The 14,120-nt window shown below is 41.3% G+C and carries 9 protein-coding genes and 2 pseudogenes; 10 read left to right on the top strand and 1 reads right to left on the bottom strand.

The window, feature by feature from the left end; genetic code table 11:
• Window positions 1-15 precede the first annotated feature (15 nt).
• Window positions 16-576 (top strand): TIGR01440 family protein, encoded by a 561-nt coding sequence (locus AX663_RS06690; protein ID WP_060973082.1) that lies wholly within the window; start codon window positions 16-18, stop codon window positions 574-576.
• A 53-nt stretch (window positions 577-629) separates the two neighbouring features.
• On the opposite strand, the pseudogene AX663_RS10390 reads toward AX663_RS06690, so the two are convergent.
• Window positions 630-815, bottom strand: a pseudogene (locus AX663_RS10390) (UTRA domain-containing protein); the annotation flags it as partial.
• Between AX663_RS10390 and AX663_RS06685 the strand changes: the two are divergent.
• The 9 genes and pseudogenes from AX663_RS06685 to AX663_RS06645 all read left to right on the top strand — a co-directional run.
• Window positions 811-2,130, top strand: a pseudogene (locus AX663_RS06685) (alpha-amylase family glycosyl hydrolase); the annotation flags it as partial. The pseudogenes AX663_RS10390 and AX663_RS06685 overlap by 5 nt on opposite strands.
• An 81-nt stretch (window positions 2,131-2,211) precedes the next feature.
• Window positions 2,212-4,107, top strand: a complete 1,896-nt coding sequence (locus AX663_RS06680) for a M13 family metallopeptidase (RefSeq protein WP_060973081.1) — start codon at window positions 2,212-2,214, stop codon at window positions 4,105-4,107.
• 88 nt (window positions 4,108-4,195) lie between these two features.
• A complete protein-coding gene (adhE, locus tag AX663_RS06675) occupies window positions 4,196-6,835 on the top strand; it encodes a bifunctional acetaldehyde-CoA/alcohol dehydrogenase (protein WP_269449919.1) in 2,640 nt (879 codons plus the stop codon).
• 160 nt (window positions 6,836-6,995) lie between these two features.
• Window positions 6,996-7,841, top strand: a complete 846-nt coding sequence (locus AX663_RS06670) for a hypothetical protein (RefSeq protein ID WP_022496088.1) — start codon at window positions 6,996-6,998, stop codon at window positions 7,839-7,841.
• 25 nt (window positions 7,842-7,866) lie between these two features.
• A complete protein-coding gene (locus tag AX663_RS06665; protein WP_060973079.1) occupies window positions 7,867-8,844 on the top strand; it encodes a hypothetical protein in 978 nt (325 codons plus the stop codon).
• A gap of 159 nt (window positions 8,845-9,003) precedes the next feature.
• Complete coding sequence (gene thrC / locus AX663_RS06660) at window positions 9,004-10,488, top strand: threonine synthase (protein WP_060973078.1); 1,485 nt, start codon at window positions 9,004-9,006, stop codon at window positions 10,486-10,488.
• Window positions 10,489-10,548: 60 nt separating this feature from the next.
• Window positions 10,549-11,835: an MATE family efflux transporter gene (locus AX663_RS06655; RefSeq protein WP_060973077.1), complete on the top strand. Its 1,287-nt coding sequence runs from the start codon at window positions 10,549-10,551 to the stop codon at window positions 11,833-11,835.
• A gap of 111 nt (window positions 11,836-11,946) precedes the next feature.
• Window positions 11,947-12,312, top strand: coding sequence for an Asp23/Gls24 family envelope stress response protein (locus tag AX663_RS06650; protein ID WP_002885694.1), 366 nt, complete (start codon window positions 11,947-11,949; stop codon window positions 12,310-12,312).
• The gene (locus AX663_RS06645; RefSeq protein WP_060973076.1) at window positions 12,312-13,979 is read left to right on the top strand and encodes a DAK2 domain-containing protein; all 1,668 of its coding nucleotides are present in this window, start codon (window positions 12,312-12,314) and stop codon (window positions 13,977-13,979) included. The genes AX663_RS06650 and AX663_RS06645 overlap by 1 nt, the downstream gene beginning before the upstream one ends.
• Window positions 13,980-14,120: the final 141 nt, after the last annotated feature.

The following is a 14,120-nucleotide window of genomic DNA, read 5'->3' as shown; positions in this document are numbered from 1 at the left end:
AGGAGGGCTGTTGTGATGTTGCTAGATTTAGAAGAGAAGACACGTGTGCTTGTAGAAGATATTGTTGAACGTTCCGCTATTGGGCGAGGAGATATCTTTGTCTTGGGATTGTCTTCCAGTGAGGTCGCTGGTGGGATAATCGGAAAAGCCTCTAGCCGTGAAATTGGCCAACGAATTGTGAAAACGATTCTTGAAGTTTTGGAACCTAAAGGAATTTACTTGGCTGTTCAAGGCTGCGAACATCTGAATCGTGCTTTGGTTGTTGAGCGTGAGCTCGCCATGGCTAAAGATTTGGAAATTGTTAATGTTCTTCCGACCTTGCATGCTGGGGGAAGTGGTCAGCTGGCTGCTTTCGACTATATGAAGGATCCTGTTGAGGTGGAGGAAATTGTCGCTCAGGCTGGTATCGATATTGGGGATACCTCTATTGGTATGCATGTGAAGAGGGTCCAAGTTCCTCTTCGCCCGATTACTCCAGAATTAGGTGGTGCTCATGTGACTGCTTTGGCTAGTCGTCCTAAGTTAATTGGTGGAGCTCGTGCTGAGTATCTAGCAGATCCTATCCGTAAAAACTAAAAAGTATCGGACATTCTTGTCCGATACTTTTTCTGTGAGCAGAGCCCTTTCTTTCAATGACGATGCTTGGCATAATCGACAAATTTGAATTTTTCAAGTTTGTGGCGACTTTCCGTAAATTGGAACTGTTTTCCATTAGTTAAATAAACTTTAGAACGGATACAAACAACGTGCTGGTCTTTACCTAGGTCGATAAGAATCTTATCTTGATCGGTAGCATTATCAATAGTGATTTCTTTGGAGCATGAGTGGTTCCAAAAAGCTTTGGCTGGAGACCAGTATTATCAAGATTTCTTCTTTATTCAGAACCAACCAACCGATTGGTTGTCTAAATTTGGTGGTTCTGCCTGGGCTCCTTTTGGAGATACAGGGAAATACTATCTTCACCTCTTTGATGAAACACAGGCGGACCTTAATTGGCGCAATCCCAATGTCCGTAAGGAGTTGTTCAAGGTGGTCAACTTCTGGCGTGACAAGGGAGTCAAAGGTTTCCGTTTCGATGTGATCAATTTGATTGGGAAAGATGAAGTCTTGGTGGATTGCCCTGAAAATGAAGGGAAACCAGCTTATACGGATAAACCAATTGTCCATGACTATCTTCGTATGATGAATGAAGCGACCTTTGGTTCTGATGATAGCTTTATGACAGTTGGAGAGATGTCATCGACAACAATTGACAACTGTGTTCTTTATTCAGCACCGGAGCGTCACGAGTTGTCTATGGCCTTTAACTTCCATCATCTTAAAGTAGATTATGAAGATGGTCAAAAATGGACTATTACTCCCTTTGATTTTGAAGAGCTCAAACGTCTTTACCATACATGGGGCAAGGAAATGAGTGAACGAGGTGGTTGGAGTGCTCTCTTCTGGAATAACCATGACCAACCTCGTGCCTTGAATCGCTTTGTGGATATTAAGAACTTCCGTAATGAAGGAGCGACCATGCTAGCAGCTAGCATTCACTTGTCACGTGGAACTCCGTATATCTATATGGGCGAAGAGATTGGAATGATTGATCCAGACTATGATTCGATGGCAGATTATGTGGATGTCGAGTCCATCAATGCTTACCAAATGCTCTTGGACCAAGGCAAGTCTCCTGAGCAAGCCTTTAAGATTATCCAAGCCAAATCACGCGATAATTCTCGTACACCAATGCAATGGGATGCTTCTGAAAATGCAGGTTTTTCAACAGGAACTCCATGGTTGAAAGCTGGTAAATCTTATAAAGACATCAACGTTGAAAATGAAATCGACGGACCAATCTTTAAATTCTATAAAGAATTGATTCGCTTGCGTAAAGAAATGCCTATCATTTCAGAAGGCAGCTATCAGTCAGCACTTGAAGATAGTCAACAAGTCTACGCCTTTGAGCGTCATTTAGACGGTCAAAAACTCTTGGTACTCAATAATTTCTATGGAAGCGAAGCTGAAGTGGAGATTCCAGCAGAATACCAGTTAGGGCGCGTGCTCTTGTCAAACTATGACGATGCAGAGCTTGCTGAAAAGGTGAGTCTTAAGCCTTATCAAACCCTAGCAATCTTAGTAAAATAAGCCAAACTTTCCTCAGTAAATGCTTTTGCTGGGGAATTTTGTTATAATGAAAGCACTTTTAATGTTGATGGAGGAAGTGTAATGACACGCTTACAAGATGATTTTTACCATGCGATTAATGGTGAGTGGGAAAAAACAGCAGTGATTCCCGATGATAAACCACGCACAGGAGGTTTCTCAGATTTAGCAGATGAAATTGAAGACCTCATGCTTGAAACAACTGATCAATGGTTGGCAGGAGAGAATCTTCCTGACAATGCCATTCTACAAAACTTTATAAAGTTTCACCGTATGGCTGCAGACTTTGACAAACGTGAGGCATTGGGTATCGAGCCTGTTAAACCTTGGATTGAAGAATACAAGAAGCTTTCCTCATTCTCAGAATTTGCTTCGAAAATTGCTGAGTACGAGATGTCTGGTAAGCCTAATGAGTTCCCATTCGGTGTATCTCCAGACTTTATGAATGCTCAATTAAATGTCCTCTGGGCAGCAGCGCCAAGTATTATTTTACCTGATACAACCTATTACACTGAGGATAATGAGAAGGGCAAGGAGCTTTTAGGAATTTGGCGTGAAATGGAAGAAGAACTCCTTGAGAAATATGGCTTTACAGCTGAAGAAATCAAAGATATCTTGGACAAGGTTATCGCCCTTGATGCTAAGTTGGCCAAGTATGTCCTTTCGAGTGAAGAATCTTCCGAGTATGTGGAACTCTACCACCCATATGATTGGGAAGACTTTACCAAGCTAGCACCGGAACTCCCACTTGATAACATCTTCACAGAAATCTTGGGACAAGTTCCTGATAAAGTTATCGTTCCTGAAGAGCGCTTCTGGACAGAATTTGCGGCGGAATATTATTCAGAAGATAATTGGGAGCTACTTAAGGCGAGCCTACTTATCAATGCTACGACAATTTGGAATGCCTATTTGACAGACGAACTTCGTGTTCTATTTGGAAAATATGGTCGTGCGCTTTCAGGAACACCACAAGCCATGGAAAAGAAAAAGGCTGCCTTCTATTTGGCACAAGGACCTTACAATCAGGCTCTTGGACTTTGGTATGCAGGTGAAAAATTCTCTCCAGAAGCAAAAGCAGATGTTGAAGCGAAGGTGGCAACTATGATTGATGTTTATAAATCACGCCTTCAAACTGCGGATTGGTTGGCACCAGAAACACGTGAAAAAGCTATTACGAAACTTAATGTTATTACGCCTCACATTGGTTATCCAGAAAAACTACCTGAGACATATGATAAGAAGATTATTGATGAAAACTTATCACTTGTTGAGAATGCACAGAAGTTAGTCGAAATTTCAGTTGCACATAGTTGGAGCAAGTGGAATCAACCTGTTGATCGTAGTGAGTGGCATATGCCTGCCCACATGGTTAATGCTTACTATGATCCACAGCAGAACCAAATTGTTTTCCCAGCAGCTATCCTTCAAGCACCTTTCTATGACCTTCACCAATCGTCATCAGCCAACTACGGTGGTATTGGTGCTGTCATTGCTCATGAGATTTCCCATGCCTTTGATACAAATGGTGCTTCCTTTGATGAGAACGGTAGTCTTAAGAATTGGTGGACTGAAGAGGACTATGCAGCCTTTAAGGAACGTACTGACAAGATTGTGGATCAGTTTGAGGGCTTGGACTCTTATGGTGCCAAGGTCAATGGTAAATTGACTGTTTCTGAGAATGTTGCTGACCTCGGTGGTGTAGCCTGTGCCTTGGAAGCAGCTAAACGAGATAAGGATTTTTCAGTTCATGAATTCTTTGTTAATTTTGCGACAATCTGGCGTATGAAGGCGCGTGAAGAATACATGCAAATGTTAGCTAGCGTGGATGTGCATGCTCCAGCCAAATGGCGCACCAATGTTATCGTGAGCAACTTCGACGAATTCCACAAGGAATTTGACGTTAAAGAGGGCGACGGCATGTGGCGTGCCCCAGAAAATCGCGTGATTATTTGGTAATAATGATGAAATCTGTCCAAAAATGGACGGATTTCTTTATTTTTATCACTGTAAGGGTTTACATAGTGTCTAGAAAACGATATAATATATTTGTGTTAAAGCTTGTGAAGTTTTTAACAAGTATTCAAAGGAGTTTCATATGACTAAACAAACTAAAGATGTTCAAACAGTAATAGATGAATTGGCAACAAAAGGGGTTGAAGCCCTTGATGCTATGGCTAACTTTACGCAGGAGCAAGTGGACCATATTGTTCACCAAGCTGCGATTGCTGCTCTAGATAAACACATGTATTTGGCGAAATTGGCCGTTGATGAAACAGGGCGCGGCGTTTACGAAGATAAAGCCATCAAGAACATGTATGCTTCTGAATACATTTGGAATAGTATTAAATATGACAAAACTGTAGGCGTTATTGCTGAAGATAAAGAACAAGGTTTGGTTTCTATCGCTGAGCCGGTTGGTGTTATCTGTGGGGTTACACCAACAACTAACCCAACTTCAACAACCATTTTCAAAGCCCTCATTGCTCTTAAGACACGTAACTCTATCATCTTTGCCTTCCACCCATCAGCTCAGAAATCATCTGCAGAGGCTGCTCGTATTGTTCGTGATGCAGCTATTGAAGCAGGTGCACCTAAGGACTGCATCCAGTGGATTGAAGAGCCATCTATCGAAGCAACTGGTCTTTTGATGAACCATCCTAAGATTGCCACAGTACTTGCGACTGGTGGACCTGGAATGGTTAAGGCTGCTTATTCAACTGGTAAACCAGCGCTTGGTGTAGGAGCCGGAAACGTCCCATCTTACATCGCTGCTGATGCTAAGGTTAAACGTGCGGTCAACGATATCATCGTTTCAAAAACTTTTGATAATGGTATGATTTGTGCGTCTGAACAAGCAGCTATCGTTGATGCAGCTATTTATGACGAAGTTAAGGCTGAATTTGAAGCACATCAATGTGTCATCATTTCTAAAAAAGCTGACATTGCTAAATTGGAAAAAGTCGTTCTTAATGAAGCGCGTACAGCTGTAAATGGTGCCATTGTAGGTCACTCAGCTATTGAAATTGCTGAAAAAGCTGGCCTTAAAGTTCCTGCAGGTACAAAAATGCTTTTGGCAGAAATTCCAGATGCAACAATGGAACACCCACTTGCCTTGGAAAAATTGTCTCCAGTACTTGCTCTTATCAAATCTGATGGCGTTGAAGATGGATTCAAAAAAGCAGAAGGTATGCTCAATTTGGGTGGTCTTGGACACACTGCTGTTATCCACACTGAAAATGAAGAGCTCCAACTCCAATATGGTATCCGCATGAAAGCCTGCCGTGTCTTGGTTAATAGCCCATCAGCTGAAGGTGGTATCGGTAATATCTACAATAACATGATTCCATCATTGACTCTTGGTTGTGGTTCACACGGTCATAACTCAGTGTCACACAATGTTAGCTCATTTGATCTCTTGAATGTTAAAACATTGTCAAAGCGCCGCAATAACATGCAATGGTTTCGCGTCCCACCAAAAATCTTCTTCGAAAAAGATTCAATAACTTACTTGCGTCACATTGAAGCTGAGCGCGTGATGTTGGTTTGTGACCCTGGTATGGTTCAGTTTGGCTACGCTGCCTTGGTTAAACGCCAATTGGAACTTAACCGCCACAGACCGGTAGTAGATGTTTTCTCAGATGTTGAGCCAAACCCATCTACTAATACCGTTTATAAAGGTTTGGAACGCTTTGTAGATTTCCAACCAGATGTAATCATCGCTCTTGGTGGTGGTTCTGCAATGGACGCTGCTAAGGCTATGTGGATGTTCTTTGAACACCCAGATGTAAGCTTCTTCGGTGCTAAACAAAAATTCTTGGATATCCGTAAACGTACTTACAAGATTCCTTACGCTCAGAAGACACAATTCATCTGTATCCCAACAACTTCAGGGACAGGTTCAGAAGTAACGTCATTTGCGGTTATCACTGATAGTGAAACTCATATCAAGTACCCATTGGCAGATTATGCTTTGACTCCGGACATTGCTATCGTTGACCCTGCTTTGGTTATGAGTGTACCTGCCAGCGTTACAGCAGATACAGGTATGGACGTTTTGACTCACGCCATTGAATCTTATGTATCAGTCATGGCTAGTGACTATACACGTGGGCTTTCACTCCAAGCAATTAAACTTGTTTTTGAAAATCTTGAACATTCTTACCGCTTTGGTGATGAAGAATCACGTGAAAAAATGCATAATGCGTCAACAATGGCTGGTATGGCCTTCGCCAATGCCTTCCTTGGTATCAACCACTCACTAGCTCATAAGGTTGGTCCTATGTTTGACATTCCACACGGACGTACTAATGCGATTTTGATGCCTCACGTTATCCGTTACAACGGTCGTGATCCTCAAAAACACGCTATGTTCCCTAAATATGACTACTTCCGTGCAGACAAAGATTACGCAGATATCGCTCGTTTCATGGGATGGGGTACTGACAAGCAATCAGATGCTGAATTGGTTGAAGTTTTGGCACAAAAAGTATACGAATTGGGTATTGCCGTTGGTATTGCCATGAACTGGAAGGGGCAAGGTGTTACTAAGAAACTTCTTCAAGACACTGCCTATACTTTGGCCGAACATGCTTATGAAGACCAATGTACAACAGCTAATCCGAAAGAACCACTTATTTCAGAATTGAAAGAAATCATCGAAATTGCCTTTGATTATAAAGGATAAGCGATAGACTAAAGTAGCTCTATAAGGGCTACTTTTTTTGCTAGAAACCTTCTATATTAGAGTGTTTATCCAAATTAAAAATAAAGGACTTTCCCGAATAAGATAGAAAAACGCTTTAAGAATTGTTATAATAACCTTACAGCGAGATAAGGAGATTCCTATGACAAAAGAAGAAGGGCTTAGTTTGGGTGAAACAGCACATCCTCTCAAGCCTCATGAATTGAGGCCACCAATGGCTTCTACAGCAGGGAATAGAGCGACTAATAGGTTTAAAGAGTTTAATGCTGATAGGATGGTGAGTGTTCAATTCAATCCTAGTCAACAAGTAAAAGAATCAAAGGAGCCAGTAACCTCAAAGAATATTGTGGGGATGGTATCAGGTGTGATTGCAGCGATACTCACCATACTTTTGATTGTTTGTCTCGTGATGGGATACCGTTATCGAGCTGCAAGCATTGAGGGCGATTGGACAAGCCCAACCTTTAGTGAGAAAATGTTAGCCACTCTGAAAGACACTGCTACTACTAAGAATAAAGTTAGTAATGCTTTACCACAAGGTCAAGATCTTATCACCGATATCAATACAGCAATGAGCATTACTGACAATAAGGCTCACTTAAAAGTGAGCTTTGTTTACAATCGTAAAGGTCTTTATCAGGCTTACCAAAGTAGAGTTACTGAATTGAAAGGTCAGTACGGCGAGGAGTTCTCGGAGGTTTTTGATAGTTATTCATTGTCAGAAAAAGACTACTATAAGCAGTTTGATGAGACAGTGAAGAAAGAACTTCCAAAGAGTTATACCTACGATGCCAAGACCGGTCGTGTCACAACAACTGCTTTCACGGGTGATATTAACCGTTGGGAGCAAACAATCACTGTGGATAAGGCTGGAGATTCAGATGCTTTTAAAAAAGGTGATGTATTAGATTATACGCCCAACAATGAAGGTTTTACTATCAAGGCACACAGTGAATTTGGTGACATTAGCTTTACAAAAAATAAATAAAAAAGGAAATTAAAGGGGAATATAAATGACAAGAGAAGAATGGTTGGACTATTTTGAGACGGTAAACGGACGTAAGCCGAGTGTTCAGGAAATGGCGGATGCTTTGAAAGCTGGAGAGTTTGTCAATGAAGCACCAGCTAAAACTGAAGATGCAGTTACTGCTGAACCTATTAAGGTTGAGGCAGAAATCGTCGAGACAAGCACTAGTCCTCTACCAACAGCAACGGCACCAGCGGTAACAGCAACAGCACCTTCTACGGTTGCTTTTCCAGAAGGACAAGCAGCTATGGCAAATTTGGCTCCTAAGAAACCAATGGATCCCAAAAAGAAAAAACGCATCCTAGTCTCAGTTTTGTCAGCGGTAGTCCTTGTCTTCTTATGTATCGGTGGCTTTATGACTTACCGTTATGTGACAGGTAATATTGATGGCAAATGGTACAGTAGTTCTCTAGGTAGAGAGTATAGTTCAAGCATGTCTGAAAGTTTGACAGACTTAGATAGTAAGGAGCTTGAAAAGTACTTTACAGATACTGCTGTAACCATGAAGGTAAAAGGTAGCAATGCGAAGGTTACTGCTAGCTATACTTTTGATAAGAAAACCTATATCAAGGACTATCGTGAGAGGGTTCAGAAGTCCTTCTCAGCCTTTGGAGATTTATTTAAAGCCTTCTATGGAGATTCCTTTGAAAACTATTACAGTGAGGAAACTATAGAAAAAGAACTTGATGAAGCTCTTGAAAAAGCTGCGAAAGACAGTGATCAAAAGTATGATTCGAAGACAGGCGAAACAACGACAACCCTTTTCAAAGGGAAGGTTAGCCGTTTGGGACATAAGATGACTGTTACTTCTGTCAACAAAGACGTTGATATTGATGGTCTCAATGTGAAAAAAGGCCAAGAGCTAAAAGTGACTAAAAAAGATAAGAAAGTAACGCTTAGTGGTGATGGCAAATCAAAAGATATTACTTTCTCAACTAAGAATGACACCAAAGATAAATTTTAAGATGACATCCGGAATAGCTATTCCGGATTTTTTCATGTCTTTGAGAGGAAAGAATAAGGTGATATCCGGATGATTTTCTCACAAGTCACAATACGTGTAGAAATATTCTGACAATTATGCTACAATAGAGCCACAGACTATCTAAAAAGAGGATTTACCATGACACTTGTATACCAATCAACACGTGACGAAAATAATAAAGTAACAGCTAGTCAGGCTATTCTTCAAGGTTTGGCAACAGATGGTGGTTTGTTCACACCGTTGTCAACGCCTGAGGTTACTTTGGACTTTGATCAATTGAAAGATGCTTCTTACCAAGAAGTTGCTAAATTGGTCTTGTCAGCTTTCTTGGATGATTTTACTGAAGAGGAATTGGATTACTGTATCACAAATGCTTATGATGACAAGTTTGATACAGCTGCCATTGCACCAGTAGTTAAACTTAAGAACCACTACAACCTTGAGCTTTTCCATGGTTCTACCATCGCTTTCAAAGACATGGCCCTTTCAATCTTGCCATACTTGCTAACAACATCAGCTAAAAAGCAAGGTGTTGATAATAAAATCGTTATCTTGACAGCGACATCAGGTGACACTGGTAAAGCTGCCATGGCTGGTTTTGCAGATGTTCCAGGAACTGAAATCATTGTCTTTTATCCAAAAGACGGTGTTTCAAAAATCCAAGAATTGCAAATGACCACTCAAACAGGAGCTAATACGCACGTTATTGCCATTGATGGTAACTTTGATGATGCCCAAACAGATGTGAAACGTATGTTTAATGATGTTGATTTGCGTGAGAAATTGTTGGCTCATCATACGCAATTCTCGTCAGCTAACTCAATGAATGTTGGTCGTTTGGTACCACAAGTGGTTTACTATGTATATGCCTATGCACAGTTGGTTAAGGCAGGTCATATCCAAAACGGAGATAAGGTGAACTTCACAGTACCAACAGGAAACTTTGGTAATATCTTGGCGGCCTATTATGCACGTCAGATTGGTGTTCCAGTTGGCAAATTAATCTGTGCTTCTAATGAAAATAACGTCCTTACAGACTTCTTCGCAACGGGTACTTATGACAAGAAACGTGACTTCAAGGTAACAACAAGCCCTTCTATGGATATTTTGGTATCTTCTAACTTGGAACGTTTGCTTTTCCACCTTCTTGGTAATGATGCTACTAAGACTAAAGAGCTTATGGATGCACTTGTGACTAAGGGTGAGTATACTTTGGCTGATGCAGATAAAGATATTCTTGATTTGTTTGCAGCAGGTTTTGCAACTGAGGATGAAACAGCTGCTGAAATCAAGCGTGTCTATGATGAAGACAAGTATATCGAAGATCCACATACAGCAGTTGCCTCAGCTGTTTACGAAGCATATGTTCAAAAGACAGATGACCACACACCAACAGTTATCGCTTCAACAGCTAGCCCATACAAATTCCCACGTGTGGCTGTTTCAGCTGTCACTGGTAAAGATAGTGGGGATGATTTCAAAGCAGTAGAAGATTTGCACCAACTTTCAGGTGTAACTATCCCAGCGGCTGTAGATGGACTTGAACATGCAGAAGTTCGCCATAAAACAGTTGTTGCGGCAGCTGATATGCAAAAAGCAGTTGAAAGCTATCTTGGTGTATAAGAATAAAAAAATAGGAGCTGAGAAATCAGCCCTATTTTTATCAATATAGAAAAGAATATTATGACAGAAACAAAGAAAATTCTAAACATAGCCTTGCCTGCTATGGCCGAAAACCTTCTACAAATGTTGATGGGGGTTGTCGATTCTTACCTGGTGGCTCAGGTGGGTATTGTCGCCATATCAGGGGTTTCCGTAGCCAATAATATCATTACGATTTACCAAGCTATCTTTATTGCTCTAGGAGCCTCAAGTGCCAGTGTCATTGCTAGAAGTCTAGGAAAAGGTGATATTAAAGCGACTAACCGAGACACCTGGGATGCTATTATTATTACCCTTGCTCTTAGTTTCATCCTTGGTCTACTTTCTATTTTTGGTGGTGGGGCCATTCTTAATCTTTTAGGTACTGAGCAATCTGTGACTCAGGCTGGTAGTCTCTACCTTGCTCTTGTCGGTGGAGGGGTGGTCTTCCTAGCCTTGATGACTACTTTTGGTAACATCCTACGGGCCAAGGGGCGGCCTCGTATTTCCATGGTCGTCAGTCTTTTGACCAATGTTCTTAATGCTATTTTATCTTCTTTAGCCATCTTTGTGGGACATTGGGGGATTATTGGGGTCGCAACGGCTACGGTTTTCTCTCGTCTGGTTGGGACAGTGATACTCTGGCAAGCGATGAAACTGGATGTGAAGCAGCTTGAAATTACCAAACCTTTTAACAGAGAGTTGTTAGGGATTGCCCTGCCAGCAGCAGGTGAACGACTGATGATGCGTGCTGGAGATGTGGTCATCGTGGCTATTATTGTCACCTTTGGTACAGCCGTTGTCGGTGGTAACGCCATTGGTGAAAACCTCACTCAGTTTAACTATATGCCTGGTATGGGAGTCGCAACAGCTACGGTTATCTTGGTTGCCAATAGTCTGGGTCGAGGGGATAAGACGCAGATGAAGCGTATTATACGAGAGTCTTATTGGATTTCCACCTTCTTGATGGTTCTTGTTTCAGGGAGTATCTTGCTCTTTGGCCAAGGATTATCGGGTCTCTTTACAGATAATAAAGCAGCTATTGCGGCTAGTCAGGTAGTTATTCTTTATTCTTTCCTTGGGAATCCTGTAACTTCGGGGACTCTAGTCTACACAGCGGTTTGGCAAGGTCTGGGTAAGGCTAAGATGCCTTTCTATGCGACAACTATTGGGATGTGGATTATTCGAATTTTCTCAGGATACTTCCTTGGGGTGAGTCTGGGAATGGGTCTTGCTGGTGTCTGGATTGCAACCGTTGTTGATAATGTATGGCGTGCGATCTTCCTCTACGTGATGTACCGTCGTTATCTCGTAAAGAGAAAGTTTTAATGATAAATACTGAGGAGATACTCTTATTCAAAGGGTATCTTCTTCTTATTTTTTACAAGTAGGCTCGAATATGGTAAAATAAGCTGATAAAAACTTTTTGAGGTAGTAATTATGACTGTAAAAATCAATACAAAAGATGGTCAAATCGAATTGTCAGATGATGTCATCGCAACAGTAGTTGGCGGTTCAGCAACAGAAATTTTTGGCGTTGTCGGTATGGCAAGTAAGAGTGCTATCCGAGATAATTTTCAAGCACTTCTTGGAAAAGAAAACTACGCAAAAGGAGTTGTCGTGAAATCTACTGATGCAGGTATCACTGTGGATGTCTACACTGTTATGAGTTACGGTGTTAAGATTAGTGAGGTTTCAAAAAATATTCAAGAACGTGTGAAATTTAATCTTGAGAATCAACTCGGTATCAAGGCTGAAACAGTAAATGTTTACGTTCAAAATATTAAAGTCGTAGGAGAAAACTAGTGTCTAAAATTACAACAAGCTTGCTTCAGGAGATGGTCCAAGCGGCAGCAACACGTCTAGGTAAGCAAGCAGAATATGTGAATTCACTCAATGTCTTCCCAGTACCAGATGGAGATACTGGAACAAACATGGGAATGACTATGGATAACGGAGCCAAAGCTGTCGCAGATCAATCAGCTTCAACAGTTGGTGAAGTTGGTCAGATTTTGTCTAAAGGTCTTTTGATGGGTGCCCGTGGTAACTCAGGTGTTATCACGTCACAATTATTCCGTGGATTTGGTCAAAGTATCAAGGATAAAACGGAACTTGACGGCCAAGATCTAGCTCATGCTTTCCAAGCAGGGGTTGAAGTTGCCTATAAAGCAGTTATGAAACCTGTCGAAGGAACAATCCTTACAGTATCACGTGGTGCAGCTTCAGCAGCGATTAAGAAAGCTGAATCTACAAATGATGCTGTTGAGGTTATGCGTGCAGCTCTTGACGGAGCTAAAGCTGCCTTGGCTAAGACACCAGAGATGCTTCCAGTTTTGAAAGAAGTTGGTGTGGTAGACTCAGGTGGTCAAGGTTTGGTCTTCATTTATGAAGGTTTCTTGTCAGCCCTCACAGGTGAGTATATCGCTTCAGAGGACTTCCAAGCAACACCAGCTACTATGACAGAGATGATCAATGCAGAACATCATAAGTCAGTTGCTGGTCATGTTGCAACAGAAGACATTACTTTTGGTTACTGTACGGAAATCATGATTGGTCTCAAACAAGGTCCGACTTATGTGAAAGACTTTGATTACGAAGAGTTCCAAAATTACTTGAGTAACCTTGGGGATTCTCTCCTTGTTGTTAACGACGATGAAATTGTAAAAGTTCACGTCCATACAGAGGATCCAGGTCTTGTCATGCAAGAAGGTCTTAAATATGGGGCTCTTGTCAAAGTTAAGGTTGACAACATGCGTAACCAACACGATGCACAAGTTCAAAAAGAAGAAGCTATCCAAGCTGCACCTTCTGCTCCTAAAGACTTTGCCCTTATTGCAGTTGTTGCTGGAGATGGACTTGCAGATATCTTCAAATCACAAGGTGTTGACTATGTGATTTCAGGTGGTCAAACAATGAACCCATCAACAGAAGATATTGTTAAGGCTATTGAACAGGTCAATGCTAAGAATGTAATCATCTTGCCAAACAATAAAAACATCTTTATGGCAGCGCAATCAGCTGCTGAAGTAGTAGATGCCAATGCGGCTGTTGTTGAAACACGTACAGTTCCACAAGGATTTACAAGTTTGCTCGCTTTCGATCCTAGCCAAAGTATCGAAGCTAATGTTGAAGCTATGACAGCTAGTCTTTCAGATGTAACAAGTGGTAGCGTGACATTGGCGGTACGTGATACAACTATTGATGGTCTTGAGATTCATGAAAATGATATCCTTGGTATGGTGGATGGTAAGATCCTTGTGTCTACACCAGATATGGACCAAGCCCTTCTTGACACCTTTGACAAGATGATTGACGAAGACAGTGAAATTGTTATGATTTACGTCGGCGAAGAAGGTAATCAAGAACAAGCTCAAGCACTTGCGGAAAAATTGGAAGAGGCTCACGAAGATATCGAAGTTGAAATCTTCCAAGGAGACCAACCAGTTTATCCATACCTCTTCAGTGTTGAATAATTTTGAATAATCATTTAGGAAGTCTTAGGGCTTCCTTTTTGTTTTGTCAGTTTTGATATAGCGGGGATATCTTTTCAGAATTACAAAAATATTCTGAAAATTCCTTGACATTACTTTCCAAAGTGGTAACATATGTTGTAA

This window comes from Streptococcus sp. CCH8-H5, from assembly GCF_001556505.1.
GTDB lineage: Bacteria > Bacillota > Bacilli > Lactobacillales > Streptococcaceae > Streptococcus.
The sequence above is the reverse complement of the archived record's forward strand: the minus strand, read 5'-3'. Positions and strand labels throughout refer to the sequence as shown.

Bases quoted from the DNA above. Each gene is read 5' to 3' on its own strand.
- AX663_RS06655 (WP_060973077.1), top strand. From the start codon at position 10,549: ATGACAGAAACAAAGAAAATTCTAAACATAGCCTTGCCTGCTATGGCC.
- AX663_RS06690 (WP_060973082.1), top strand. From the start codon at position 16: ATGTTGCTAGATTTAGAAGAGAAGACACGTGTGCTTGTAGAAGATATT.
- AX663_RS06670 (WP_022496088.1), top strand. From the start codon at position 6,996: ATGACAAAAGAAGAAGGGCTTAGTTTGGGTGAAACAGCACATCCTCTC.
- AX663_RS06665 (WP_060973079.1), top strand. From the start codon at position 7,867: ATGACAAGAGAAGAATGGTTGGACTATTTTGAGACGGTAAACGGACGT.
- AX663_RS06680 (WP_060973081.1), top strand. From the start codon at position 2,212: ATGACACGCTTACAAGATGATTTTTACCATGCGATTAATGGTGAGTGG.
- AX663_RS06650 (WP_002885694.1), top strand. From the start codon at position 11,947: ATGACTGTAAAAATCAATACAAAAGATGGTCAAATCGAATTGTCAGAT.
- thrC (WP_060973078.1), top strand. From the start codon at position 9,004: ATGACACTTGTATACCAATCAACACGTGACGAAAATAATAAAGTAACA.